The organism is Piscinibacter defluvii (assembly GCF_004011805.1).
Taxonomy (GTDB): domain Bacteria; phylum Pseudomonadota; class Gammaproteobacteria; order Burkholderiales; family Burkholderiaceae_C; genus Piscinibacter; species Piscinibacter defluvii.
The window spans coordinates 1-25423 of sequence record NZ_RCHJ01000027.1 but is presented as its reverse complement, the minus strand read 5'-3'; the positions used below and the strand labels follow the sequence as shown (position 1 = coordinate 25423).

General features: G+C 71.6%; 24 protein-coding genes. 14 read left to right on the top strand and 10 right to left on the bottom strand.

Annotated elements, in window-relative coordinates; all coding sequences use genetic code 11:
• Positions 1 to 13: 13 nt before the first annotated feature.
• The 5 genes from D9C15_RS29070 to D9C15_RS29050 are packed head-to-tail and all read right to left on the bottom strand — an operon-like array spanning position 14 to position 5623.
• The gene (locus D9C15_RS29070; protein WP_128002787.1) at positions 14 to 1174 is read right to left on the bottom strand and encodes an ABC transporter substrate-binding protein; all 1161 of its coding nucleotides are present in this window, start codon (positions 1172 to 1174) and stop codon (positions 14 to 16) included.
• Positions 1171 to 1980: an alpha/beta fold hydrolase gene (locus D9C15_RS29065; RefSeq protein WP_128002785.1), complete on the bottom strand. Its 810-nt coding sequence runs from the start codon at positions 1978 to 1980 to the stop codon at positions 1171 to 1173. Before D9C15_RS29065 ends, D9C15_RS29070 begins: the two co-directional genes overlap by 4 nt.
• Positions 1977 to 3563, bottom strand: coding sequence for a benzoate-CoA ligase family protein (locus D9C15_RS29060; RefSeq protein WP_128002783.1), 1587 nt, complete (start codon positions 3561 to 3563; stop codon positions 1977 to 1979). The genes D9C15_RS29065 and D9C15_RS29060 overlap by 4 nt, the downstream gene beginning before the upstream one ends.
• 26 nt (positions 3564 to 3589) lie before the next feature.
• Positions 3590 to 5152 carry a 3,4-dehydroadipyl-CoA semialdehyde dehydrogenase gene (locus D9C15_RS29055; protein ID WP_128002781.1) on the bottom strand — a complete coding sequence of 521 codons (1563 nt, stop codon included), beginning with the start codon at positions 5150 to 5152 and terminating at the stop codon, positions 3590 to 3592.
• Between the two features lie 3 nt (positions 5153 to 5155).
• Positions 5156 to 5623 carry a DUF4863 family protein gene (locus tag D9C15_RS29050; RefSeq protein ID WP_128002779.1) on the bottom strand — a complete coding sequence of 156 codons (468 nt, stop codon included), beginning with the start codon at positions 5621 to 5623 and terminating at the stop codon, positions 5156 to 5158.
• Between the two features lie 80 nt (positions 5624 to 5703).
• On the opposite strand from D9C15_RS29050, the gene D9C15_RS29045 reads away from it, so the two are divergent.
• The 7 genes from D9C15_RS29045 to D9C15_RS29015 all read left to right on the top strand — a co-directional run bounded on the left by D9C15_RS29045 (position 5704) and on the right by D9C15_RS29015 (position 13966).
• The gene (locus D9C15_RS29045) at positions 5704 to 6660 is read left to right on the top strand and encodes a helix-turn-helix transcriptional regulator (protein WP_128002778.1); all 957 of its coding nucleotides are present in this window, start codon (positions 5704 to 5706) and stop codon (positions 6658 to 6660) included.
• A gap of 115 nt (positions 6661 to 6775) precedes the next feature.
• Positions 6776 to 8434 (top strand): 2,3-epoxybenzoyl-CoA dihydrolase, encoded by a 1659-nt coding sequence (boxC, locus tag D9C15_RS29040; protein WP_128002775.1) that lies wholly within the window; start codon positions 6776 to 6778, stop codon positions 8432 to 8434.
• A gap of 23 nt (positions 8435 to 8457) precedes the next feature.
• Positions 8458 to 9885, top strand: coding sequence for a benzoyl-CoA 2,3-epoxidase subunit BoxB (gene boxB / locus D9C15_RS29035; RefSeq protein WP_128002773.1), 1428 nt, complete (start codon positions 8458 to 8460; stop codon positions 9883 to 9885).
• Positions 9886 to 9949: 64 nt separating this feature from the next.
• The gene (gene boxA / locus D9C15_RS29030; RefSeq protein ID WP_128002771.1) at positions 9950 to 11233 is read left to right on the top strand and encodes a benzoyl-CoA 2,3-epoxidase subunit BoxA; all 1284 of its coding nucleotides are present in this window, start codon (positions 9950 to 9952) and stop codon (positions 11231 to 11233) included.
• Positions 11233 to 12018 carry an enoyl-CoA hydratase-related protein gene (locus tag D9C15_RS29025; RefSeq protein ID WP_128002769.1) on the top strand — a complete coding sequence of 262 codons (786 nt, stop codon included), beginning with the start codon at positions 11233 to 11235 and terminating at the stop codon, positions 12016 to 12018. The genes boxA and D9C15_RS29025 overlap by 1 nt, the downstream gene beginning before the upstream one ends.
• Positions 12015 to 13535: a 3-hydroxyacyl-CoA dehydrogenase gene (locus tag D9C15_RS29020; RefSeq protein WP_128002767.1), complete on the top strand. Its 1521-nt coding sequence runs from the start codon at positions 12015 to 12017 to the stop codon at positions 13533 to 13535. Before D9C15_RS29025 ends, D9C15_RS29020 begins: the two co-directional genes overlap by 4 nt.
• A complete protein-coding gene (locus D9C15_RS29015; RefSeq protein WP_128002765.1) occupies positions 13532 to 13966 on the top strand; it encodes a MaoC family dehydratase in 435 nt (144 codons plus the stop codon). The genes D9C15_RS29020 and D9C15_RS29015 overlap by 4 nt, the downstream gene beginning before the upstream one ends.
• Here the strand turns inward: D9C15_RS29015 and D9C15_RS29010 are convergent, their stop codons facing one another.
• Complete coding sequence (locus tag D9C15_RS29010) at positions 13967 to 14506, bottom strand: hypothetical protein (protein WP_128002763.1); 540 nt, start codon at positions 14504 to 14506, stop codon at positions 13967 to 13969.
• A 148-nt stretch (positions 14507 to 14654) separates the two neighbouring features.
• Here D9C15_RS29010 and panB point away from each other — a divergent pair, with 148 nt between their 5' ends.
• The 4 genes from panB (at position 14655) to D9C15_RS28990 (ending at position 17851) form a co-directional block, all read left to right on the top strand.
• Entirely contained in the window at positions 14655 to 15491 is an 837-nt protein-coding gene (gene panB, locus D9C15_RS29005; RefSeq protein ID WP_128002761.1) for a 3-methyl-2-oxobutanoate hydroxymethyltransferase, read from the top strand.
• Positions 15492 to 15512: 21 nt separating this feature from the next.
• Positions 15513 to 16352: a pantoate--beta-alanine ligase gene (gene panC / locus D9C15_RS29000; protein WP_128002759.1), complete on the top strand. Its 840-nt coding sequence runs from the start codon at positions 15513 to 15515 to the stop codon at positions 16350 to 16352.
• Positions 16353 to 16378: 26 nt separating this feature from the next.
• Positions 16379 to 17410, top strand: coding sequence for an isocitrate/isopropylmalate dehydrogenase family protein (locus tag D9C15_RS28995; protein WP_128002757.1), 1032 nt, complete (start codon positions 16379 to 16381; stop codon positions 17408 to 17410).
• 75 nt (positions 17411 to 17485) lie between these two features.
• Positions 17486 to 17851 carry a hypothetical protein gene (locus tag D9C15_RS28990; protein ID WP_128002755.1) on the top strand — a complete coding sequence of 122 codons (366 nt, stop codon included), beginning with the start codon at positions 17486 to 17488 and terminating at the stop codon, positions 17849 to 17851.
• On the opposite strand, the gene D9C15_RS28985 is transcribed toward D9C15_RS28990, so the two are convergent.
• Positions 17814 to 18518, bottom strand: coding sequence for a Rossmann-fold NAD(P)-binding domain-containing protein (locus tag D9C15_RS28985; protein WP_128002753.1), 705 nt, complete (start codon positions 18516 to 18518; stop codon positions 17814 to 17816). The genes D9C15_RS28990 and D9C15_RS28985 overlap by 38 nt on opposite strands.
• 255 nt (positions 18519 to 18773) lie before the next feature.
• Between D9C15_RS28985 and D9C15_RS28980 the strand changes: the two genes are divergently transcribed.
• Positions 18774 to 19502 carry a Crp/Fnr family transcriptional regulator gene (locus D9C15_RS28980; protein WP_128002751.1) on the top strand — a complete coding sequence of 243 codons (729 nt, stop codon included), beginning with the start codon at positions 18774 to 18776 and terminating at the stop codon, positions 19500 to 19502.
• A gap of 21 nt (positions 19503 to 19523) precedes the next feature.
• Here D9C15_RS28980 and D9C15_RS28975 read toward each other — a convergent pair whose 3' ends face one another.
• Positions 19524 to 21545, bottom strand: a complete 2022-nt coding sequence (locus tag D9C15_RS28975) for an ATP-binding protein (RefSeq protein ID WP_128002749.1) — start codon at positions 21543 to 21545, stop codon at positions 19524 to 19526.
• On the bottom strand, positions 21545 to 22291 hold the full coding sequence (locus D9C15_RS28970; protein WP_128002747.1) for a winged helix-turn-helix domain-containing protein: 747 nt from the start codon (positions 22289 to 22291) through the stop codon (positions 21545 to 21547). The genes D9C15_RS28975 and D9C15_RS28970 overlap by 1 nt, the downstream gene beginning before the upstream one ends.
• Positions 22292 to 22396: 105 nt before the next feature.
• Between D9C15_RS28970 and D9C15_RS28965 the strand changes: the two genes are divergently transcribed.
• Positions 22397 to 23800 (top strand): phenylacetate--CoA ligase family protein, encoded by a 1404-nt coding sequence (locus D9C15_RS28965; protein ID WP_240668640.1) that lies wholly within the window; start codon positions 22397 to 22399, stop codon positions 23798 to 23800.
• A gap of 43 nt (positions 23801 to 23843) precedes the next feature.
• Entirely contained in the window at positions 23844 to 24905 is a 1062-nt protein-coding gene (locus D9C15_RS28960) for a S1C family serine protease (RefSeq protein ID WP_128002745.1), read from the top strand.
• Here the strand turns inward: D9C15_RS28960 and D9C15_RS28955 are convergent, their stop codons facing one another.
• Positions 24906 to 25283 carry a TraR/DksA family transcriptional regulator gene (locus tag D9C15_RS28955; protein ID WP_164886903.1) on the bottom strand — a complete coding sequence of 126 codons (378 nt, stop codon included), beginning with the start codon at positions 25281 to 25283 and terminating at the stop codon, positions 24906 to 24908.
• Between the last annotated feature and the right edge of the window lie 140 nt (positions 25284 to 25423).

The following is a 25423-nucleotide window of genomic DNA, read 5'->3' as shown; positions in this document are numbered from 1 at the left end:
TCGGGGTGGGTGCTTAGAGCTTGCAGCCGCGGCCGGGGTCGGCCAGAGACTTCGAAGCCACGCTCACCAGCTTGTTCTCCTTGCCGCTCACCTGGCGCAGGTAGATGTCCTGCACCGGGTTGTGCGCCTTGGAGACGCTGAAGGCGCCGCGCGGGCTGTCGATCTTCGCCTTCTCGATCGCCGCGGCGATCTCGGCCTTCTTGCTCGTGTCGCCCTTCACCGCGGCCAGGCCGATGCCGAGCATCTGCGCCGCGTCGTAACCCTGCACCGCGTAGACGTCGGGCTGCAGCTTGAAGCTCTTCGCGTAGGCGAGGCGGAAGGCGTTGTCCTTCGGCGTGCCCAGGCTGTCGGCGTAGTGCAGCGTGGTCAGCAGGCCGTCGGCATCGACACCTTGCGCTTCCAGCGTGCCGTCGGTCAGGAAACCGGCGCCGTAGAGCGGGATGTTCTTCTTCAGGCCCGCCGCGGCGTAGTCCTTGACGAACTTGACCGCGCCGCCGCCGGCGAAGAAGGTGTAGACCGCATCCGGCTTCGCGGCCGCGATCTCGGTCAGCAGCGCCTGGAACTCGACGTTCGGGAAGGGCAGCGACAGTTCCTTCACCACCTGGCCGCCGGCCTTCTCGAAGGCCTCCTTGAATCCGCGCACCGATTCGTCGCCGGCAGCGTACTTCCAGGTGATGGTCACCACCTTCTTGTGGCCCTTCTTCGCCACCACCTCGCCCATCGCGTAGCCCGGCTGCCAGTTCGAGAACGAGCTGCGGAAGATGTTGGGCGCGCACATCGGGCCGGTCACCGCGTCGGCGCCGGCGTTGGGCACCACGAGCAGCGTGCCGGTCTCCTTCGCGACCTTGGCCATGGCCATCGCCACGCCGCTGTGCACCGTGCCGACGAGCACGTCGACGTTGTCGCGCTTGATCAGCTTGTTGACGTTGTCGGTGGCCTTGGCCGGATCGCTCTCGTCGTCGACCTTGACGAACTCGACCTCGCGGCCGCCGAGCTTGCCGCCCTGTTCGGTGACGTGGAGCCGGAAGCCGTTCTCGATCGCCGTGCCGAGCGCGGCGAAGGTGCCGGTGGCCGGCAGCATCAGGCCGACCTTGAGCTTGCCGGTGCTCTGGGCCTGGGCGACGGGGGAGGCGAGGGCGGCGGCGAGCAGCGCTGCAGTGCGGACGGTCTTCAAGCGGGGTCTCCTTGGGTGTGTCGTGCGAGGAAGCGGGTGGCGCTGTCGATCAGCGCCGCGGGCTGGTCGCGGTGCGGCGAGTGGCCGCAGTCGGGCAGCTCGAGCAGTTCGGTCTGCGGCACGCGGCGCGCGATGCCGCGGATCTGCTCGAGCGTGCCGTACTCGTCGTCCAGGCCCTGCACCGCCAGCAGCGGGCAGGCGATCGTGCGGATCTCCTCCTCGATCGACCACTGCCTGAACGGCGGGTGCAGCCAGATGTCGTTCCAGCCCCAGAAGGCGGAATCCGGGTCGTCGTGGTATTTCGCCAGGCGGGCCTTCAGGTCCGTCGTCCGGTAGGCCTCGCGCGCCTGGGCGATGCTGGTGACGGACAGGTCCTCGACCAGGATGTGCGGCGCCAGCACGATCGCGCCGGCCACGCGGTCGGGGAAGGCTGCGGCGTGCAGCAGCGCGATCGAGCCGCCGTCGCTGTGGCCGAACAGCCAGGGCCGGTCGCGCGCCGCGTCGATGTCGAGCGCGGCCAGCAGCGCCGGCAGCACCTGCTGCGCCTGGCGGTGCATGAAGTCCAGGCCCCAGGCCTCGTCGCGTTCACGCGGGGTCGAGCGGCCGTAGCCGGGGCGCGAGTAGACGAGGCCGCGGCAACCGGCAGCGTCGCACAGGCGCTGCGGGAAGTCCTTCCACATCGACAGCGAACCGAGGCCTTCGTGCAGGAACACGAGCAGCGGTGCCTGGCGCCGCTCGCGTGCGATCCAGGCATGTTCGATCCTGACCGGGCGCCCCGCCCAGTCGATCTCGACGAAGGCGCTCACTTCGACCCTTCGAGTTCGCGCAGCTTGAAGCGCTGGATCTTGCCGGTGGCCGTCTTCGGCAGGTCGGTGACGAACTCGATCTGGCGCGGGTACTTGTAGGGCGCCAGCTTGTCCTTCACGAAGGCTTTCAGCTCGGCGTCGGTGGCCTGCGCGCCGGCCTTCAGCACGACGAAGGCCTTGGTCTTGGTCAGGCCTTCGGCATCGGGCACGCCGATCACCGCGGCCTCGAGCACCGCCGGGTGCTGCACCAGCGTGGCCTCCACCTCGAAGGGCGAGACGTAGATGCCGCTGACCTTCAGCATGTCGTCGCTGCGGCCGCCGTAGGTGTAGCTGCCGTCGGCGTTGCGGATGTACTTGTCGCCGCTCTTCGTCCAGCCGCCCTGGAAGGTCTCGCGGGTCTTCTGGCGGTTGCCCCAGTACATCATCGCGGCGGACGGGCCGTGGATGTAGAGGTCGCCGGGTTCGCCGTCGGGCACGGGCCCGCCATCGTCGCCGCGCAGCTCGATCCGGTAGCCGGGCACCGGCCAGCCGGTGGTGCCGTAGCGCACGTGATCGGGCCGGTTCGAGATGAAGATGTGCAGCATCTCGGTGGAGCCGATGCCGTCGACGATGTCGATGCCGAAGTGCGCCTTGAAGCGCTCGCCGAGTTCGGCCGGCAGGGCTTCACCGGCCGACGAGACGAGTCGCAGCGCGACATCGCTCCTGTTCGGCAGGCTCGGGCTGGCGAGCATGCCGGCGAAGCCGGTCGGCGCACCGTAGAAGACGGTCGGCTTGACGCCGCCCACGCCGCCGGTCCAGCGCTTGAAGGTCGCATCCGGTGTCGGCCGCTCGGCCATCAGGATCACCGTGGCGCCCACCGAGAGCGGGAAGCTCAGCGCGTTGCCCAGGCCGTAGGCGAAGAAGAGCTTGGCGGCGGAGAAGCAGACGTCGTCCTCGCGCAGGTCGAGCACGCCGCGGCCGTACAGCTCGGCGGTCCAGTACGGGTTGCCGTGCGAATGCACCGTGCCCTTGGGGCGGCCGGTGGAGCCGGAGGAGTAGAGCCAGAAGGCCGGGTCGTCCGGGCTGGTGGCCGCGGGCTTGGCCGAGGGCACCTGGGCGGCCAGGAAGGTCTCGAACTCCACCTCGGCCGGGTGCAGCGGTGCGACCGGGCGCGAGACGATCACCTTCGTGACCTCGTGGTCCGACTTGATCATCGCCGCGGTCAGCGCCGGCAACAGCGCGCCGGAGACCAGCACCGCCTGGGCGCGCGAATGCTCCAGCATGTAGGCGTAGTCGTCGGCGGTCAGCAAGGTGTTGACGGCCACCGGCACCAGGCCGGCGTACATCGCGCCGAGAAAAGTCACCGGCCAGTCGTTCACGTCCTGCATCAGCAGCAGCACACGCTCCTCGCGCTTCAGCCCCAAGCCGCGCAGGCCGGCGGCGAGGCGGCGCACACGCTCGTCGAGCGCGCCGTAGCTCAGGCTGCCGAGGTCGTCGACATAGGCGGCCTTGGCCGCGCGGCCGGTGTTGAGCGCCAGCAGGTGGGCGGCGAAGTTGAAGGTCTCGGGCGGCGGCGTGACGCCGGTGGCTTCGAGTTCGGACATGGTGTGTCTCCTCGGATTCGAATGGCTCAGCCGGCCAGCGCGGCCAGCACGGCGCTGCCGGCCTGGATGGCGGCGCGGCGGTGGTAGAAGTTCAGGGCCCGCAGTCCGCCGAGTTCCTCGCCGCCGCCGGCGCGGCCGGGTCCGCCGTGCAGCGACTGCGGCATCACGTTGCCGTGGCCGGTGTGCTGCGCGGCGACGTCGGGGGAGACCGCGTGCACCCGGCCATGCCAGGCGGCGAGTTCGACGGCGGCATGCGCCAGCTCGGCCGGCCGGCTGCCGTAGAGCGAGGCCACCAGCGAGCCCTGGCCGCGCTGCACGAGTTGCAGCGCATGGGCCAGGTCGCGGTAGGGCAGCAGGGTGGCGACCGGGCCGAACACCTCGACGTCGTGCACGAGTGGCGCGGCATCGGGGTCGCGCGCGCCGAGCAGCGTCGGGCCGACGCAGCAGGCCACGGCCGGGTCGGCATCGACGATCGAATGCGTCGCGCCGTCGTGCAGCACCGCGGTCTGCGTCTTCAGCGTCGCGAGCCCTTCGCGCACGGCGGCGAGTTGCGCGCGGCTGACCAGCGCGCCCATGCGCACCGACTCGTTGCGCGGGTTGCCGACGCGGGTCTTCGCCAGGCGCGCCGAGATCGCCTCGGCTGCCGCACCGTACAGCGCCTCGGGCACCAGCACGCGGCGGATCGCGGTGCACTTCTGGCCGGACTTCTGCGTCATCTCGCGCGCGACTTCCTTGACCAGCAGCTCGAAGGCCTCGCTGCCCGGCGCATGGTCGGGCAGCAGCAGCGCCGAGTTCAGGCTGTCGGCCTCGATGTTGACGCGCACCGAGCGCTGCACGATCGCCGGGTGCGAGCGGATCAGCGCGGCCGTCTCGGCCGAGCCGGTGAAGGAGACCACGTCGAAGGGCTGCAGCGGGTCGAGCAGCCCTGCCGAGCTGCCGCAGATGACCGACAGCGCGCCCGGCGGCAGGATGCCGGCATCGACCACGTCCTGCACCATGCGCTGCGTCAGCCAGGCCGTCGCGGTGGCGGGCTTGACGATCACCGGCACGCCGGAGAGCAGCGCCGGGCCGGCCTTCTCCCACAGACCCCAGCTCGGGAAGTTGAAGGCGTTGATGAAGAGCGCCACGCCCTGCGTCGGCACGAGCAGGTGCTGCGACTGGAACCCGCCGTCCTTGCTGAGCCTGGCGGCCTCGCCGTCGACCAGGAAACGCCCATTTCCAGACGTTTGGCCGAGCGTCTCGCCCAGCTTGGCGTAGGTGGCGAGCGTGTAGATGCCGCCGTCGATGTCCACCGCCGAGTCGTTCTTCACCGTGCCGCTGTTGGCAGTGGCGATCTGATCGTAGGCGTCGCGGTTCGCCTGCAGCACCTTCACCATTGCGGCCAGCAGCGCGCCGCGTTCGCGGTAGCTGAGGGCACGCAGTGCCGCGCCGCCCTGCTCGCGGGCGAAGGCGAACGCGGCAGGGAGGTCGAGCCCGGTCGAATCCACGCGCACGAGATCGGTGCCGAGCACCGGGTCGAACAGCGGCGTTCCGGCGCCGGTGCCGGCCTGCCAGCGGCCGGAGACGAAGTTCTTCAGAAGCTCGGTCATGTGTCAGGCCTTGGTGAAGTCGATGCGGCCTTCCGGCAGCAGGTAGAGCACGAGCGCGCGGCCCTGCGAGACGGTGGGGCGGTGCGCGCTGCCCGGCGGCATCACCAGCCAGCCGGCGGGGCGGCCGTCGAAGCGGGCCTCGGGGTCGATCGGCATGATCAGGTCGATCTCGCCGGTCGGGTGCACATGGTGCGGGCCGGCGATGTCCTGCATGTCGACGACGTCGACGGAGAAGCCGTGCAGGTCCGGCGCCGGCTTGAAGATGCGGCCGTAGCGGATGCCGCCACCCTCGCGGTTGGCCAGCCAGCCTTCGGCCACGCCGGCGCGGCAGCTCTCGGCGAGTGCCGCGAAGCTGGCGCTGCCGGCGCCGTGCTCGTGGTTCAGCCAGGCGTCGAGGTCGGCGTCGAGCGGCCGGCCGGCGATCTGCGCGGTCAGCGCCGCGATCTGGGCGCGGAAGGTGTCGGGCGACATGGCTGGTCCTTTGTCAGGCTTGTACGCACCCAATGGATGCAGTATTGTGCGTGCCAGGACTTTAGGGTTCGACCCTCACCATGTCAAGCACTATATTGCCTGTACCCGGGTTAGCCCCTAGCGGCCCTGCCGAGGCGCCGCAGGCGGCGGACGCGACCGAAGAAGAGAAGAACCCGTTCCTCGTGGCGTTGGGGGAACGTGTGCGCTCGCTCAGGGCGCGGCGGGGCATGACGCGCAAGGCGGTGTCGCTGGCGGCCGATGTGTCCGAGCGCCACCTCGCCAACCTGGAGTACGGGGTCGGCAATGCGTCCATCCTCGTGTTGCTGCAGGTGGCGCAGGCGCTGCAGTGCTCGCTGGCCGAGCTGCTCGGCGACGTGACCACCTCCTCGGCCGAATGGCTGCTGATCCGCGAACTGCTCGAGCGCCGCGACGAGGCGACGCTGCGCCGCGTGCGCGAGGCGATCGGCACGATGCTCGGCACCGGCGGCGCCAATGCACGCGGCCAGCGCAGCCCGCGGGTGGCGCTGATCGGCCTGCGCGGCGCGGGCAAGTCCACCCTCGGGCAGATGCTGGCGGAGGACCTGGGCTTCCCGTTCGTCGAGCTGAGCCGCGAGATCGAGAAGTTCGCCGGCTGCTCGATCTCGGAGATCCAGGCCCTGTACGGGCAGAACGCCTACCGGCGCTACGAGCGGCGTGCGGTGGAAGAGGCGATTCAGATCTACCCCGAGGCGGTGATCGCCACGCCCGGCGGTCTGGTGTCCGATGCCGCCACCTTCAATCTGCTGCTGGCGCACTGCACCACGGTCTGGCTGCAGGCGGATCCGGAGGACCACATGAAGCGCGTGATCGCCCAGGGCGACATGCGCCCGATGGCCGACAGCAAGGAGGCGATGGAGGACCTGAAGGTCATCCTGGCCGGCCGCGCGGCCTTCTATTCCAAGGCCGAGTTCCGCCTCGACACCAGCGCGCAGGCACTGGAACCGACCTTCGCGGAGCTGCGCCGGCTGGTGCGCGGCGCACTGCAGCTGCAGGGGTAAACCCGAATCAAAGAATATGCACTGTACTGCTTGACCTCCCGCAGATGCATGCACTATGATGCGTACAACGCGTCACCAAACATGCACCGCGCTGCGTAACCTGAGGAGCCCCACCGTGAGCCAAGCCCCCCGCGTCGACTACCAGACCCATCCGTCCCAGTACAAGCACTGGAAGCTGAAGTTCGAGGGCCCGGTCGCCACGCTGGCGGCTGACTTCGACGAGAACGCCGGCCTGCGCCCCGGCTACAAGCTCAAGCTGAACAGCTACGACCTCGGCGTCGACATCGAGCTGAACGACGCCATCAACCGCATCCGCTTCGAGCACCCCGAGGTGCGCACGGTGGTCGTCACCAGCGCGAAGGACCGCGTGTTCTGCTCCGGCGCCAACATCTTCATGCTGGGCGTCAGCAGCCACGCCTGGAAGGTGAACTTCTGCAAGTTCACCAACGAGACGCGCAATGGGCTGGAAGACTCTTCCAAGCACAGCGGCCTGAAGTTCCTCGCCGCGGTCAACGGCGCCTGCGCCGGCGGCGGCTACGAGCTGGCGCTGGCCTGCGACGAGATCATCCTGGTCGACGACCGCAGCAGCGCCGTCAGCCTGCCCGAGGTGCCGCTGCTGGGCGTGCTGCCGGGCACCGGCGGCCTGACCCGCGTGACCGACAAGCGCAAGGTGCGCCACGACCTGGCCGACATCTTCTGCACCACGACCGAAGGCGTGCGCGGCCAGAAGGCCAAGGAATGGCGCCTGGTCGACGACATCGCCAAGCCGGCGCAGTTCGCCGCCAAGGTGCAGGAGCGCGCGCTGCAGCTCGCGCAGCGCAGCGACCGCCCGGCCGACGGCAAGGGCGTGGCGCTGACGCCGATCGACCGCAGCATCGAGGCCGATGCGCTGCGTTATCCGAACGTGACGGTCGAGATCGACCGCGCCGGCCGCACCGCCACCTTCACTGTCAAGGCACCGAGCGGCCCGCAGCCGAGCACGCCGGCGCAGATCGTCGAGTCCGGCGCCGCCTGGTACCCGCTGGCGCTGGCCCGCGAGCTGGAGGACGCGATCCTGTCGATGCGCACCAACGAGCTCGACATCGGCACCTGGCTGATCAAGACCGAGGGCGACGCCGCCGCCGTGCAGGCGATGGACGTGGTGCTGCTGGCGAACCAGAACCACTGGCTGGTGCGCGAAACCATCGGTCTGCTGCGCCGCACGTTCAGCCGGCTCGACGTGTCGTCGCGTTCGCTGTTCGCGCTGATCGAGGCGGGCTCGTGCTTCGCCGGCAGCTTCCTCGAGCTGGCGCTGGCCTGTGACCGCAGCTACCACCTGGCGCTGCCGGACGACGAGGCCAAGGCGCCGAAGGTCACCGTGGGCGAGGTCAACTTCGGCCTCTACCCGATGGTCACCGGCCAGAGCCGCCTCGCCCGCCGCTTCTACGACGAGGCGCCGGCGATGGAGGCCGTGCGCGCGAAGCTCGGCCAGCCGCTCGATGCGGATGCGGCCTACGCGCTGGGCCTCGTGACCAGCAACCCGGACGACATCGACTGGGCCGACGAGACCCGCATCGCGATCGAGGAGCGCGTGGCGATGAGCCCGGACGCGCTCACCGGCATGGAAGCCAACCTGCGCTTCAACGGCCCCGAGAACATGTTCACCCGCGTGTTCGGCCGGCTGACCGCCTGGCAGAACTGGATCTTCCAGCGGCCCAATGCGGTCGGCGAGAAGGGCGCGCTGAAGGTCTACGGCAAGGGCGAGAAGGCCGCCTTCGACTGGAACCGCGTCTGAACAGAGTCACCAAGGAACGAGACATGAGCACGATCGACTACAGCGAGAAGATCCCCAACAACGTCAACCTCGCCGAGGACCGCACGCTCAAGCGCGCGCTCGAGCAGTGGCAGCCGAACTACCTCGACTGGTGGAACGACATGGGGCCCGACGGCTCGCAGAACTTCGACGTCTACCTGCGCACCGCGGTCAGCGTCGACCCGCAGGGCTGGGCGCAGTTCGGCCACGTGAAGATGCCCGACTACCGCTGGGGCATCTTCCTGAACCCGGCCGAGAAGGACCGCAAGATCCACTTCGGCGACCACAAGGGCGAGGACGCCTGGCAGGACGTGCCCGGCGAGTACCGCGCCAACCTGCGCCGCATCATCGTCACGCAGGGCGACACCGAGCCGGCCTCGGTGGAGCAGCAGCGCCACCTCGGCCTGACCTGCCCGAGCCAGTACGACCTGCGCAACCTGTTCCAGGTGAACGTCGAGGAAGGCCGCCACCTGTGGGCCATGGTCTACCTGCTGCACAAGTACTTCGGCCGCGACGGCCGCGAGGAGGGCGAGGCCCTGCTCGAGCGCCGCTCGGGCCAGACCGACAACCCGCGCATCCTGCAGGCCTTCAACGAGCCCACGCCGGACTGGCTGTCGTTCTTCATGTTCACCTACTTCACCGACCGCGACGGCAAGTTCCAGCTGTGCGCGCTGGCCGAATCGAGCTTCGACCCGCTCGCCCGCACCACGAAGTTCATGCTGACGGAAGAGGCGCACCACATGTTCGTGGGCGAATCCGGCGTCAGCCGCGTCATCCAGCGCACCTGCGCCGCGATGAACGAGCTGAAGACGGACGACCCGGCCAAGCTGCGCGCCGCCGGCGTGATCGACCTGCCGACCATCCAGCGCTACCTGAACTTCCACTTCTCGGTGACGATCGACCTGTTCGGCGCCGACGAGTCGAGCAACGCCGCGACCTTCTACTCCACCGGCCTGAAGGGCCGCTTCGAGGAAGGCAAGCGCACCGACGACCATGTGCTGAAGGGCCAGACCTACAAGGTGCTCAACGCGGTCGGCGGCAAGCTCGTCGAGAAGGAAGTGCCGATGCTCAACGCGCTCAACGAGGTGCTGCGCGACGACTACATCAAGGACTCGGTCGCCGGCGTCGAGCGCTGGAACAAGGTGATCGAGAAGGCGGGCATCCCGTTCCGGCTGAAGACGCCGCACAAGGCCTTCCACCGCAACATCGGTGCGCTCTCGGGCGTGAAGGTGAGCCCGGACGGCCAGGTGATCAGCGAGGCCGAATGGGCCGCCAAGGTCGACCAGTGGCTGCCCAGCGCCACGGACCGTGCCTTCGTCGCCAGCCTGATGGGCCGCGTCGTGGAGCCGGGCAAGTTCGCCAACTGGATCGCGCCGCCGGTGATGGGCATCAACCGCCAGCCGGTGGAGTTCGACTATGTCCGCTTCAACTGAAGCGCGGCATCATCGAGGCTGACGGCAAGGGGCCCGCGGGCCCCTTGCCTTCGAGGAGACAAGCATGGACATGGCCGCTGAATCGGGTGTGCTCAGGCAGCACCTGATCGACCCCGAGATCTGCATCCGCTGCAACACCTGCGAGGCCACCTGCCCGGTGCAGGCGATCACGCACGACTCGCGCAACTACGTGGTCGACGCGGCCAAGTGCAACCTGTGCATGGCCTGCATCCCGCCGTGCCCGACCGGCTCGATCGACAACTGGCGCATCATGCCGATCGTGCGCGCCTACAGCGTCGCCGAGCAACTGACCTGGGACAGCCTGCCGGCCGAGCTGACGGCCGACGAGCTCGCCGCGCAGGGCGTCGCGGCCGACGCGGCACCGGCCGTGGAGCCGGTGGCGCCGAGCCTGCCCGCCGCCGTGAGCGGGGAGACGGCGTTCAACTCCGCGCAGTACGGTGCGACGCTGCCGCCCTGGTCGGCCGCCCATGCCTACACCAATCTCTACGGGCCGAAGGCGGCGGAGAAGTCGGTCGCGGCCACGGTGGTGGGCAACGTGCGCGTCACCGAGGTCGGCAAGGAGTACGACACGCACCACATCGTGCTCGACTTCGGCGCGATGCCCTTCCCGGTGCTCGAGGGCCAGTCGATCGGCATCGTGCCGCCGGGCACCGACGACGCGGGCCGCACCCACCATGCGCGCCAGTACTCGATCGCCAGCCCGCGCAACGGCGAGCGCCCGGGCTACAACAACGTCTCGCTGACCATCAAGCGCGTGCTGGAGGACCATTCCGGCAAACCCGTGCGCGGCGTGGCGAGCAACTACATGTGCGACCTGAAGGTCGGCGACAAGGTGCAGGTGATCGGCCCGTTCGGCACCAGCTTCCTGATGCCCAACCACCCGAAGAGCCACATCGTGATGATCTGCACCGGCACCGGCAGCGCCCCGATGCGCGCGATGACCGAGTGGCGCCGCCGCCTGCGCGCCAGCGGCAAGTTCGAGGGCGGCAAGCTGCTGCTGTTCTTCGGCGCGCGCACCAAGGAAGAGCTGCCGTACTTCGGCCCGCTGCAGAACCTGCCGAAGGACTTCATCGACATCAACTTCGCGTTCAGCCGCACGCCGGGCCAGCCGAAGCGGTACGTGCAGGACCTGATGCGCGAGCGTGCTGCCGACCTCGCGCCGCTGCTGGCCGACTCGAACGCCTTCTTCTACGTCTGCGGCCTGAAGGCGATGGAGGAGGGCGTGGTGCTGGCGCTGCGCGACGTCGCCAAGCAGGCCGGGCTGGACTGGGACACGGTCGGCGCGGCCATGAAGACCCACGGCCGGCTGCATCTGGAGACCTACTGATGGTGTCGGTGGTCGTCACCCGTCCCGCGCCGGGGGTGGCGCGGGTCACGATGAGCCGCCCGGCCGTCTTCAACGCCTTCGACGAGGCGATGATCGGCGAGCTCGACGCGGCCTTCGCATCGCTCGCGGACGACCCGGCCGTGCGCGTGATCGTGCTGGCCGGCGAGGGCAGGCATTTCAGCGCCGGGGCCGACCTGCAGTGGATGCAGCGTGCCAGCGAGGCCACGCCGGAGTGGAACCTCGCGGATGCCCGCCGCTTTGCCGGCATGCTGGCGCGCATCGAAGCCTGCCCCAAGCCCACCGTCGCGCGTGTGCAGGGTGCGGCGCTCGGTGGCGGCGTGGGCCTGGCCTGCGCCTGCGACATCGCGATCGCGGCCGACAACGCGAGCTTCTCGGTCAGCGAGGCGAAGTTCGGCATCCTGCCGGCGGTGATCGGGCCTTACGTCACCAATGCGGTCGGCAAGCGGCAGGCGAAGCGGCTCGCGCTGAGCACCACGCGCATCGCCGCCGCCGAGGCGCTGGCGATCGGTCTGGTGCAGCAGGTCGTCGCCGTCGACGCACTCGACGGCGCGGTCGACACCACGGTGCAGGAGCTGCTCGCCGGAGGGCCGGCGGCGCAGCGCGAGATCAAGCAGCTGTTCGCGCAGCTCGCCGTCGGGCCGATCACGCCCGAGGTGCGCGAGCTGACCGCGCAGACCATCAGCCGCGTGCGCGGCACCGACGAAGCGCGCGAGGGCTTCGCCGCCTTCCTGGCCAAGCGGCCGGCGAACTGGATCCCGCAATGACGCAGAAGAACCTCGGTGGCGCCACCGTCACGGTGATCGGCGCCGGCATCATGGGCGTGGGCATCGCGCAGGTGGCGGCGCAGGCCGGCCATGCGGTGCGCCTGTACGACGCGCGCGAAGGCGCCGCGGCCGACGCGAAGAAGAAGCTCGCCGCCACGCTCGACGGCCTGGCGGCCAAGGGCAAGCTCGCGCCCGAGGCGGCGCAGGCCACGCTGGCGCGCATCGAGCCGATCGGCGCGCTGGGCGAGGCGCAGGGCAGCGCGCTGGTGGTCGAGGCGATCGTCGAGAACCTGTCCGTCAAGCGCACGCTGCTGATGGAGCTGGAGGCGATCGTCGATGCCGACTGCGTGCTCGCCACCAACACCTCGTCGATCTCCGTCACCGCGCTGGCCAATGGCCTGACGCGGCCGCAGCGGCTCGTGGGCATGCATTTCTTCAACCCGGTGCCGCTGATGAAGCTGGTGGAGGTGGTGTCCGGGCTGCACACCGAGGCCGCGGTGGCCGATGCGATCTTCGAGCTGAGCAAGGCCTGGGGCAAGGTGCCGGTGCACACCCGCTCTACGCCGGGCTTCATCGTCAACCGCATCGCCCGGCCGTATTACGCCGAGACGCTCGCGCTGCTGCTCGAGCGGGCTGCCGAGCCGCAGGTGCTGGACGCCTGCCTGAAGGCGGCGGGTTTCCGCATGGGGCCCTGCGAGCTGATGGACCTGATCGGACACGACACCAACTTCGCCGTCACCCACTCGGTCTACGAGGCCAACTTCTTCGACAAGCGTTATGCGCCCTCGCTGGTGCAGCGCGAGCTGGTCGACGGCGGCCTGCTCGGGCGCAAGAGCGGGCGCGGCTTCTACCGCTACCCCGAGGGCGTTCCGGCGCTGCCGGTGGCGGTGCACGAGGCGCCGGCCACGGCGCGCGAGATCACGGTGCACGGCGACGGGCCGATCGCCGACTGGCTCGAGCAGGCCGCCACCGCGGCGCTCGCCGCGCAGGGCTGGGGCCCGGCGCGCGAACGCGGCTCGGCCTGGACCGGGCTGGCGATCGACGCGGCCCGCCTGGTGCTGACCGACGGTCGTCCGGCGCACGAACTGGCCCGGGCCCTGGGCACGCACGAGGTGGCGGTGTTCGACCGGCCGGTCGTGCTGCCGGTGGCCGCCGGCAGCGCACTCGCCTATGCCGTTCACGACGGTGCGAGCGAGGGCTGGCGCACCCAGGCCGCCGCCTGGCTGGCCGCGCTGGGGGTGACCCCGCTGCCGCTGGCCGACGTGCCGGGCCTGGTGGTGGCGCGTACGGTCGCGATGCTCGTGAACGAGGCGGCCGATGCGGTGCTGCAGGGCGTGTGCATGGCCGAAGGGGCCGACGCGGCGATGAAGCTCGGCGTCAACTACCCGGCCGGGCCGTTCGAGTGGCTGGCGCGCTGGAGCGTGGCCGGCGTGGCCGGCGTGATCGCGGCGCTGGACACCACCTACCGCGGCGAACGCTACCGCGTCAGCCCCTGGCTGCAGCGGCGCGCCGCATGAGGTTCGCCGAGTTCCAGGCCGGCCAGGTGATCGAGGCCGGGCCCTACCTGCTGAGCGAGTCGGACCTGCTTGCCTTTGCGCGCGAGTGGGACCCGCAATGGTTCCACACCGATCCCGACGCGGCGGCACGGGGCCGTTTCGGCGGCCTGATCGCCAGCGGCTGGCAGACCTGCGGCATCGCGATGCGACTGGCCGTGCAGGCGGCGCTGGAGGGTTCGGAGTCGTTCGCCTCGCCGGGCGTTGAGAAGATCCGCTGGCCGCACCCGGTGCGCCCGGGTGATGCCCTGCGGCTGCGCGCCACGATCATCGAGGCGCGCCGCTCGCGCACCCAGGGCAGCCTGGGCATCCTGCGCTGGCGCTGGCAGCTCTTCAACCAGCACCACAAGGAGGTGCTGGACCTCGAGGCCACCAGCCTGTTCGACCTGGGCTGATCAGGCCGACTGGCGGGCCTGTGCCCGCAGCGCCCGGCCAGCCGCCCGCTTGGCGCGGGTCGCGTCGCGCTGGTAGGCCTCTTCGGCCTCCTGCCGGATCGCGATGGCGCGCGCCAGCGCGGCGTGGTACTTCTCGGGCGTGTAGGTGTTCTCGGTGCCGATGTAGACCGTGCGTCGCCGCGGTGTCTTCCCGTAGCGTGGCACCGAGACCAGGAAGCTGCAGTCGCGCAGCCCGGTCGCGTGGCGCGTGCGCACGATCGGGCCGGAGATGCCCACCGGCAGGTCGCTGGACTTGTTCTCGCTCGGCCCCTTCTGCAGCTTGGACGGCGCGGGCAGCTTGGCGATGCGCGCGAGCAGCTCGCGCGTGGCCTTCTCGAGCGAACGCGCGGCGCCGCTGCCGTCGGGCGTGAAGTCGGAAAACAGCTTGGTGCCGCCGTAACGCAGCTGCCAGCCATGGGTGGCGCGGTGGTCGATGCGCTGGATGCCTTCGGGCACCTCGAATCGCGCGCCGGAAAAGATAACGACGTCTCTGAGTTTCATGGGTTCTCGAGGCTGTACAGCCGTGGGTATTGTGCCACCCTCCCTGTCATTTATTACTTTCCGACCCCAACCCGGGCAAGGTCCCTCGCGCCTGGCCACCGCCCTGGCCGCCGGGGATTTGCTGCGACGCAGCGATAATCCGCCTGCGATGGATTCCACACCCTACGGCCCGGTTCCCTCCACGCCGCGCAAGCCGGTGACGCTGCAGCGCCTGCGCGCCATGCACGCAGCCGGCGAGAAGATCGCGATGTTGACGTGCTACGACGCCAGCTTCGCGCGGGTGCTCGACGACGCCGGCGTCGACGTGCTGCTGGTCGGCGATTCGCTCGGCATGGTGCTGCAGGGCCGCGACAGCACGCTGCCGGTGACGCTCGAGGAGATGGCCTACCACACTGCCTGCGTGGCGCGCGGGCGGCGCCATGCCTGGCTGATCGGCGACCTGCCGTTCGCGAGTTACCAGGAGTCGCCCACGCAGGCGATGCGCAGCGCCGCGATGCTGATGGCCGCCGGCGCGCAGATGGTCAAGCTCGAGGGCGGGGGCTGGACCGCCGAGACCGTGCGCTTCCTGGTCGAGCGCGGCGTGCCGGTGTGTGCCCACCTCGGGCTCACGCCGCAATCGGTGCACGCCTTGGGCGGCTGGCGCGTGCAGGGGCGCGACGAGGCCTCGGCACGGACACTCCAGGCCCATGCCCGCGAGCTGGCCGATGCCGGCGCGGCCATGCTGGTGCTCGAGCTGGTGCCCGCGGCGCTCGGCCGCGCGCTGACCGAGGCGCTGCCGATCCCGACCATCGGCATCGGGGCCGGTGCCGGCTGCAGCGGGCAGGTGCTGGTGCTGCACGACATGCTGGGGCTGGGCAGCGGGCCGAAGCCGCGTTTCGTGCACGACTTCCTGGCCGAGGGCGGCGGCATCGCCGCCGCGGTGCAGCGCTACGTGGCCGCGGTGAAGGCCGGCAGCTACCCGGACGACGCCCGCCACAGCCACTGACGCCATTCCGGAGAAGCCCGCTTGCGCATCCTGCACACCATCGCCGACCTGCGCCAGGCGCTGGCCGGCACCACCGGCACGGCCTTCGTGCCGACGATGGGCAATCTGCACGAGGGCCACCTCGCGCTGATCAAGCTCGCCAAGGAGCACGGCGGCCCGGTGGTGGCCAGCATCTTCGTCAACCGGCTGCAGTTCGCACCGCACGAGGACTTCGACACCTACCCGCGCACGCTCGGGCGCGACTGCGAGCTGCTGCGCTCGGTGGGCTGCAACATGGTGTTCGCGCCCTCCGAGAACGAGCTCTACCCGCAGCCGCAGACCTGCACCGTGCGCCCCGACCCGGCGCTGGCCGACATCCTCGAGGGGCGCTTTCGCCCCGGTTTCTTCAACGGCGTGTGCACCGTGGTGCTGAAGCTGTTCAACATCGTGGAGCCGAAGGTGGCGGTGTTCGGCAAGAAGGACTACCAGCAGCTGATGGTGATCCGCCACATGGTGCGCGAGCTGGCGCTGCCGATCGAGGTGGTGGCCGGCGAAACCGCGCGTGCCGACGACGGCCTGGCGCTGTCGTCGCGCAACGGCTACCTGAGCGAGGCCGAGCGGGCCGAGGCGGTGGCCTTGGCACAGGAACTGCGTGCCATCGGCGCGGCGTTGCGCGCCGGGCGGCGCGACTGGGCGGCGCTCGAGGCCGAGGCCGTGGACCGGCTGGTGCGACGCGGCTGGAAACCCGACTACGTGGCCGTGCGGCGCCGGGTCGACCTGCTCGAGCCCGGCGCGGACGACCGCGAACTGGTCGCGCTGGCCGCCGCACGCCTGGGCACGACGCGCCTGATCGACAACCTCGAGCTGAGTGTGCCGGCCTGAACAAATACGACATTGCGGAGAGACCCATGACGCAGACCATTCCCGCCACGCTGATCGAAGGCGACGGCATCGGCCCCGAGATCGTCGACGCGACGCTCGCGGCGCTCGAGGCGCTGAAGGCGCCGTTCGCCTGGGAGCGCGCCAGCGCGGGCCTGGCCGGCATCAAGGACAGCGGCGACCCGCTGCCGCAGGCCACGCTGGACAGCATCCGCCGGACGCGCCTCGCACTCAAGGGACCGCTCGAGACGCCCTCGGGCGGCGGCTACCGCAGCTCGAACGTGCGGCTGCGCGAGGAGTTCAAGCTCTACGCCAACCTGCGCCCGGCGCGCACCATCGTGCCCGGCGGACGCTTCGAGAACATCGACCTGGTGGTGGTGCGCGAGAACCTGGAAGGCCTGTACATCGGGCACGAGCACTACGTGCAGATCGACGACGACCCGCACGCCGTCGCGATGGCCACCGGCATCAACACCCGCGCCGGCTGCCGCCACATCCTCGAGTACGCCTTCGAGTACGCCATCGCCAATGGCCGCAAGAAGGTGACCATCGTGCACAAGGCCAACATCATGAAGGCGCTCACCGGCATCTTCAAGGAAACGGCCGAGCAGATGTACGAGGCGAAGTACAAGGGCCGCGTCGCGATGGAGACGGTGATCGTCGACGCCTGCGCGATGAAGCTGGTGCTCAACCCCTGGCAGTTCGACGTGATCGTCACGACCAACCTGTTCGGCGACATCCTGTCGGACCTGGTGGCCGGCCTGGTGGGCGGCCTGGGCATGGCGCCGGGCGCGAACATCGGCGCCGACGCGGCCATCTTCGAGGCGGTGCACGGCTCGGCGCCCGACATCGCGGGCCAGGGCAAGGCCAACCCGGTGGCGCTGATGCTGGCCGCGGCGATGATGCTCGACCATGTCGCCCGCAAGGACCTCGGCGACCGGCTGCGCCGCGCGATCGACCGCACGCTCAACGTCGACAAGGTGCGCACCGGCGACCTGGGCGGCAGCGCCTCGACCGGCGAGTTCAGCCGCGCGCTGGTGTCGCGCATCGTGAACGATTGAGCAGCGCGCTGGCTTGAAGGCGGGCCGGCCGGCCGCAGCTAGGGGAGGAGAAGGACTCCCACCGCAGGAACCGCCATGTCCGCACCCTCCGATGCCGCCAGCGCCCGCGCCGCCGTCGAGACCGTGATCGTGCTCGCCGGCCTGCTGGAGCGGCTGGAACGCCGCCCCGGGCGCATCGACGCCGACGCGCACCGCACCGTGGTGCAGCGCCTGCAGCGTGCGCTGCTCGCGCCGGCGCTGCCGGCCGACGCGCTGGACGCCGTGTTGGGCGCCCACCCCGCCGCGGCCGAGCTGTACGAGAACCTGCACTACGCCCACGCCGGGCTGGTGCGCTCGCCGCTGGAGGCCGCCGTCGCGGCCGAACGCCGCGCGCGCGAACTGATCGGGCGCGCCGGCGGACCGCTCAGGCCATCGTCGTCATCAGCATCGCCTGCAGCGTGACGCGGCGGTCGGCCTCGCGCTGATCGGGCGTCACGGCCGGCGTCAGCACCGGCTGGCCGTTGCGCGCGTCGATCAGCAGGTCGACGTCGTCGTGCAGTGCCTCGGGCGCGTCGACCTGGCGCAGCACGATGCCGCCGGTGGCCGCGAGCCGGGCCCAGCGCCGGGCGCAGTCGCTGCCGGGGTCGCCCACGTAGCCGAGCTGCAGCGCCTCGAGCGGCTTGCCGCTGCGCTCCAGCACGCCCAGCAGCGCTGCCAGCGAGCGGGCCGGCCGGTCACGTTCGCCCAGGCCGTTGAACACCGGGATGCCCGCCTCGCGGGCAATGATCTCGACCTGCGGTTCGCCCAGCCCGTGGCAATCGATCGCGTCGTAGAGCCGGCCGAGCAGGCGCACGGTGGCCTGGTCGACCGTGTGCCCGTCCGGGCAGGTGTCGCTCGCGCGCAGGGTGGCGACCTGGGCGCCCAGTTCGCCGGCCGCGCGCTGCAGCGCCCGGGCCGCCTCGTCGGGCTCGCCGTCGCACAGCAGGGCCAGGTTGCGCCCGCGCAGCGGCGCCTGCGCGGGCTCATGGCGCAGCCGGCGGGCGCGCTCGAGCAGGCAGCGCAACTCACGCCCGGACAGGGCCTCCACCGACCACAGGTGGCACGGATCGACTTCTTGGCGCGCTTGCATGTCAGTGTCGCGCGGCCGCCCGAAACCATCGGGGCCCCCCGCGGGGGGCAGCGAGCGAAGGCGAGCGCGGGCGTTCCATTGCAGGGCGCACCGTACCGAAGGCGGTTTCCGCGCAGCTTGCGCGCCGTCAACGCAAGGACGCCGGACACCGGTTCGATACCGTTGGTTCACGCAGCGTTACGCAGCGTGCACGACGGTTCTCACCCGGTTTGCCGGCGGCCGCGAGACTGCCGTGCATCGACACCGGAGACAACCATGAACGCCAGCACCGCCCAGACCGTGAACGCCAGCCAGCGCATCGCCGAGAGCATGAGCCTGCTGCGCGAGGCCCTGCCCATCCAGCGCCGCGTGGTGCACGCCGGCGACACGCTGTACCAGGCCGGCGAGCCGTTCACCCAGCTGTTCATCCTGAACTCGGGCTTCGTCAAGGTCGTCAACCTCGCCGCCGACGGCCGCGAGCAGGTGGTGGGCCTGCACTTCCGCGGCGACTGGCTGGGCTTCGACGGCATCGCCAGCGGCCACTACGGCTGCGACGCGATCGCGATGGACACCGGCGAGGTCTGGTCGTTCCGCTACGACGCGCTGCTGCAGGCCTGCGCCCAGAAGCCGGTGCTGCTGACCCTGCTGCACGAGGCGATGAGCCGCGAGATCGGGCGCGACCGCGATTCCATGCTGGCGCTGTGCACCCTGCCGGCCGATGCGCGCGTGGCCGACTTCCTGCGCAACTGGGCCGAGGCCCTGGCCGAGCGCGGCCTGCGCACCGACCAGATCACGCTGCGCATGACGCGTGCGGAGATCGGCAACTACCTGGGCATGACGCTCGAGACGGTCTCGCGCGCGCTGTCGCGCCTGGCGCGCGGCGACGTGATCCGCTTCGCCGAGAAGGGCCGGCGCGAGATCCAGATCCCGCGGGTCGAGGCGCTGTCGGCCTTCATCCAGGGCTGCATGGGCGGGGGCGCCGCGAACCCGGCGGCCGTCCACTGAGCCCGCCGTGCCGGTGTCGTCTCAGCGTGCGGCGATGACCCGCGCCAGCGCACGGGCGAGTTCGGTGCGCGTGTAGGGCTTGCGCAGCAGCGGCCAGCCCGGCGGCGCGTCCAGCAGCGCGCTCGAGTAGCCGCTCATCAGCAGCACCGGCAAGCCGGGCATGCGTTCGCGTGCCTTCTCGGCGAGTTCGGTGCCGCGCAGGCCGGCGCCGAGCGCGATGTCGCTCAGCAGCACGTCGATGACGGCGCCGGGCGCCAGTGCCGCCAGCGCGTCCTCGCCGCTGGCGCACTCGGTGACGCGGCAGCCGAAGCCGGCCAGGAAGCGCTGCACCACCTGGCGCACCTCGGCGTCGTCCTCCACCAGCAGCACATGCAGCCCGGCAGGCAGCTGGGCACGCGGCGCGGTCTCCACCGGCGCCGGCTCGCCGCTGCCGGGCACCTCCGGCAGCACCAGCCGCACGGTCGTGCCCGCGCCCGGCGCGCTGTCGATCAGCACCGCGCCGCGCGACTGGCGCGCGAAGCCGTACACGGTGGCCAGGCCGAGCCCGGTGCCCCGGCCGGCCTCCTTGGTGGTGAAGAAGGGCTCGAAGGCGCGCTCCTTCACATGCTCGGGCATGCCCACGCCGCTGTCGGCCACCGCGATCTCGACATAACGCTCCGGGGCGGCGCTGCCGCCGGCGGTCAGCTCGATCGGCAGCTCGGCCGCGGGCAGGGTCCGGCAGCAGAACTCGAGCGCCCCGCCCTCGGGCATGGCGTCGCGCGCGTTGATCGCCACGTTCAGCAGCGCCGACTCGAGCTGCGCCGGATCGGCCAGCACCTGCGGGCAGCCCGGCTCGGCCTCGACGCTGATGCGGATGCGCTGGTCGAGCGTGCGGCGCAGCATGTCGGCCAGCGACTCGAGCAGGATCTCCACGTCGATGGCCGCCGGCTGCAGCACCTGGCGGCGCGAGAAGGTCAGCAGCTTGCCGGTCAGCTCGGCGCCGCGCCGGCTGGCACGCGCCGCCGCGCCGACCAGCTGCTGGCCGAAGACATCGCCGGCCAGCGCCGGCAGCTCCTCCAGCACCTGCAGGTTGCCCGAGATCACCGTCAGCAGGTTGTTGAAGTCGTGCGCGATGCCGCCGGTGAGCTGGCCGACGCTCTCGAGCCGCTGCGAATGGTTCAGGGCCTCCTCGCTGTGGGCGCGCTGCAGGCTGGTGGCCAGCAGGCTGCCGAGCAGGTCGAGGAAACGTCGTTCGTCGCTGCCGAAGCGCTCCGGCGCGCGGGCGCGCAGCAGCAGCACACCCAGTGCCTGGTCGCGCCCGGCCAGCGGCACCGCGTGCACGCTGCCCCAGCCCGCGACCGGCGGCGCCACGCCCTCGTGCAGCGCACGGCCGAGCGCGGTGCCGGCGACGGCGCTGAGGCGGGATCCGAGCGGCTCGTCGGGCAGCAGGCCCACGCCGGCGGCCACGCGCAGCTCGTGGCGCCCGGGTTCGAGCAGCAGCAGCACCGCACTCTCGATCTCCAGCGCCTCGGCCGCCACGCGCGGCGCCTGCTCCACCAGCAGCTGCGGATCGCGCGCGTCCACCGCCAGGCGGCCGAACTGCGCCACCTGCTCGCTGTAGCGCGCGCGCTGCAGCGCCTGCCTGACACGCGGGTAGGCGCCGATGCCGCGGATCGCCGCCACCACGTAGGGCAGGCCGTGGTCCTGCAGCGGGCTGAGCGCGATCTCGACCATCACCTCCGAGCCGTCGCGGCGCCGCGCCAGCAGGTCCATCTGCGTGCCCATCGGCCGCGCGCGCGGGCTGTCCGCGTAGGCCCGGCGGTAGGCCGCATGGCGTGGGCGGATCGCATCCGGCACCAGCGCGTCGACCGGCAGCCCGACCAGCTCGTCGACGCCATAGTCGAGCAGCGCTGCGGCGGCCGGGTTGGCCAGCACGATCGAGCCGTCGTGGCCGACCACCAGCAGCGCGTCCGGGTAGGCCGCGAACAGCGAGCGGAACACGCCGTGCGGGTCGAGCCCGGGCGGCAGGCGCACGCCGATGGCCGGCGGCGCGTCGGCCGCCATCACGCCGCCACCACCGCGGGCACGAACAGGTAGCCCGCGCCGCGCACCGACTTGATGATCTGCGGCTCGTCGGCATGGTCGTCGAGCTTGCGGCGCAGGCGGCCGACCTGCACGTCGATCGTGCGGTCGAACGGGCCGGCCGGGCGGCCGCGGGTCTGCTCGAGCAGCTGGTCGCGCGACAGTACCCGGCCCGGGTGACGCGCGAACGCGGCCAGCAGGTCGAACTCGCCGGTGGTCAGCACCACCTCGCGGCCCTGGACGTCGCACAGACGGCGCGCGGCGAGGTCGAGCTCCCATTGCGCGAAGCGCAGCCGGCGGCCTTCGCTGTCCGCCACGGCCGGCGCTGCGGGGGCCGGTGCGGCCGCCGTGCCGGCCGGCTCGATGCGCCTCAGCACGGCCTTGATGCGCGCCAGCAGCTCGCGCAGGTCGAAGGGCTTGGTGACGTAGTCGTCCGCGCCGACCTCGAGGCCGACCACCTTGTCGACCGCGTCGCCGCGGCCGGTGACGATCACGAGGCCGCAGCGCCAGTGCTCGCGCAGCTGGCGCGCGATGGCGAAACCGTCCTCGCCGGGCAGGCCGAGGTCCAGCAGCACCAGCGCCGGCGCGTCGCTGGCCATCAGGGCCATCAGGTCGGCGCCGCGATGAAGCTCGCTGACGCGGTACCCGTGGCTCTCGAGGTAATGGGCGAGCAGCCGGGTGATGTCGATCTCGTCGTCGAGAACGGCGAGGTGCAGCGGGGTCGTCACATGTACGCAGCGTCGGGTAGCCGGGTCCTCCATTAGGCCACGGCTTGCCTTGCATCAACCTTGCCCCGGCCCCACGCGTGGAATGGCCTTGCCACCAACGAGGTGATGCCCGAGGCTCGCGGAATCACCGTGTCGACCTTCTTCGACCCCGCCTGGCAGGCCGCGAGCGTCGCGCTCGACGTGCTGGCCGCCGCGCAGGCCGCGCCCGCCGCCCTGGCGGCGCGCCGGCGCATGCGGCTGCACGCGCTCGTCGAATCCGCACGGCGCGGTTCGGCGCTGTACCGGCAGCGTCTCGGCGGTCTGGATGCGCGGGCCCTGGAGCGGATCGAGCCGGTCGGCAAGGACGAGCTGATGTCGCGCTTCGCCGACTGGGTCACCGACCCGGTGCTCGAGCTCGACGCGCTGCAGGCGTTCATGGCCGACCCGGCACGCATCGGCATGCCGTTTCGCGACCGCTGGTGGGTCTGGGAGAGTTCGGGCAGCAGCGGCCGCCCCGGCGTGTTCGTGCAGGACGCTGCGGCGATGGCGGTCTACGACGCGCTCGAGCTGCTGCGTCGCACGCCGCTGGACCCGCTGCGGCGCTGGTTCGACCCCTGGTACCAGGCCGAGCGCAGCGCCTTCGTCGGCGCCACCGACGGGCATTTCGCGAGCATCGTGTCGCTGCAGCGCCTGCGCCGGCTGCAGCCCTGGCTGGCGCCTCGGCTGCAGGCCTTTTCGTTCCTGCAGCCGCTGGCGGCGCTGCGTGCCCAGCTCGAGGCCTTCGCGCCCACGCTGCTGGCCACCTACCCGAGCGCGGCGCTGCTGCTGGCCGAGGAACGCGCGGCCGGCCGCCTGGCGATCGCGCCGCGCGAGATCTGGACCGGCGGCGAGGCGCTCAGCCCGCCGATGCGCTCGCAGATCGAGCAGGCCTTCGGCTGCCCGCTGGCCAACAGCTACGGCGCCTCGGAGTTCCTCGCGCTGGCCGCGCCGTGCCGCCACGGCGTGCTGCACCTGAACAGCGACTGGGTGATCCTCGAGCCGGTCGACGCGCAGGACCGGCCCGTGCCGCCCGGCGAGAGCGGCGCGGCGACGCTGCTGACCAACCTGGCCAACCACGTGCAGCCGCTGATCCGCTACCGGCTGGGCGACCGCGTGCGCCTGCTGCCGCCGTGCGACTGCGGCTCGGCGCTGCCGGCGCTGGAGGTGGTCGGCCGGGTCGACGACAGCCTGGTCCTGCACGATGCGGGCGGCCACCCGGTGCGGCTGCTGCCGCTGGCGCTGACCACGGTGCTGGAGGAGCAGGGCGGCGTGCTCGACTTCCAGCTCGTGCAGCGCGGTGCCCGTGCGCTCGCGCTGTGGGTGGCCGAGCCCGGCGCCACGGCCGCGCTGCCGCGCGCCTGCACAGCGCTGCGCGCCTACCTGCGCACGCAGGGCCTGGCCGGCGTGCGGGTGCAGGCGCAGCACGGCCCGCCCCCGCCGCCGGGGCGCAGCGGCAAGCGCGCGCGCGTGCTCGCGCTGCCGTCGGCTTGACGCGGCGCAGGCGCCAGGCGCCGGCGCCGCGCATGATCGACGCATGACCGGCCCCGACCCGGCCGTGCGGGGTGCACGGCTTGCCCTGCCGCTCGCGCTGCTGCTGGCCTTGCTGCTGACCGGTTGCGCGGCGCCGCTGGTGCCCGGGCGCGTGCCGCGTGCCGACACCGGCTTCGCCCAGGCGCTGGCCCGGGCGTTGCCGTTCGCGGTGGGCGTCTACGGCCTGGCGCGCCGCGAGCGCATCGACTACGACGGCGCCGCCGGCCCCGACGCCGAGGCCGAGCGCGGCATCGTCGCGCCCTACGCGCGCATCGGTGCCGGCTTCTTCGTCGATGCCACCGGCTTGCTCGTCACCGCCGGCCACGTGGTGGCCGACACCGAGCAGGTGGTCGTCAAGCTGGCCGACCAGCGTGTGCTGGCCGCCGAGGTGCTGGGCACCGACGCCGACACCGACATCGCGCTGCTGCGCGTGGCCCACGCGGCGGCCGAGCCCGTGCCGCTGGGCCGCAGCGCCACGCTGCGGCCGGGCCACTGGGTGCTGGCGGTGGGCGAGCCCTACGGCCTGTACCGCTCCGTGACGGCCGGCATCGTCGGCGGCATGGACCGGCATTTCGTCGACGACCCCGAACTGCTCTACATCCAGACCGACCTGGCGCTGAACCCGGGCAACTCGGGCGGCCCGCTGGTCGACGCCGCCGGGCGCATCGTCGGCATGAACATGCGCACCGTGGTCGGTGCCTACGGGGCGCCGGGGGTCAGCTTGTCGATCCCGATCGAGATCGTGCTCGAGGTGGCCGACGAGCTGCGCCGCAACGGCAGCGTGGTGCGCCCGCGGCTCGGGGCCGAGTTCGTCGACCTGTCGCCGCCGGTGGCGCTGCTGCGCGGGCGCGGCGATACGGCCGGCGCGCTGGTGCTCGGTGTGCAGCCCGGCAGCCTGGCCGAGCGGCTCGGCCTGCGCGCCGGCGACATCGTGCTCGGCCTGGGCGGCCGGCCGGTGGCCAGCAGCGCCGACCTGGCGCGCCTGCTGCTCGCCTGGCGTGCGCCGGCCGGCATGTCGATGACGGTGCAGCGCGACGGCGAACGCGTGGAGCTGCGCCTGCCCTGATCAGCGCCGCCGGCCGCGTTCCACCTGGGTCTGGCAGGCGGCGCAGCGCACCGCGAAGGGTTCGGCCTGCAGGCGGCGCGGGTCGATCGCGGCGTCGCACGCGGCGCACAGGCCGTAGCGGCCTTCGTCGAGCCGGCGCAGCGCGGCCTCGATCTCGCGCAACTCGCCGACGTCGCGCGCGACCTCGGCGTCGCCGATCTCGTTGAACTCGCGCCGCGTCGCCTCGTCCTTCTGGTCCAGCACCTCGTCGCCACGCGCCTCGCTCGTGCCGCGCGTGGCGGCGATCTCGTCGGCCAGGCTGCGCTGGCGCGCGCGCAGGGTGTCACGCACCGCCGCGGCATCGGCGCCGGCAGGGTCGAGCGGGTAGCGGATGGCCATGGTTTCTCCTTCGTGTGGAGACCATTCTGCGCCGCGGAGCCCATGCCGCGCTTGACGCGCAGCAAGACCCACCATGCGCTGCCCAGCCCGCGCGCCTGCATGCGCGCGGTCCTTCGCCAGGCGCGCGGGTGTCCGCAGGG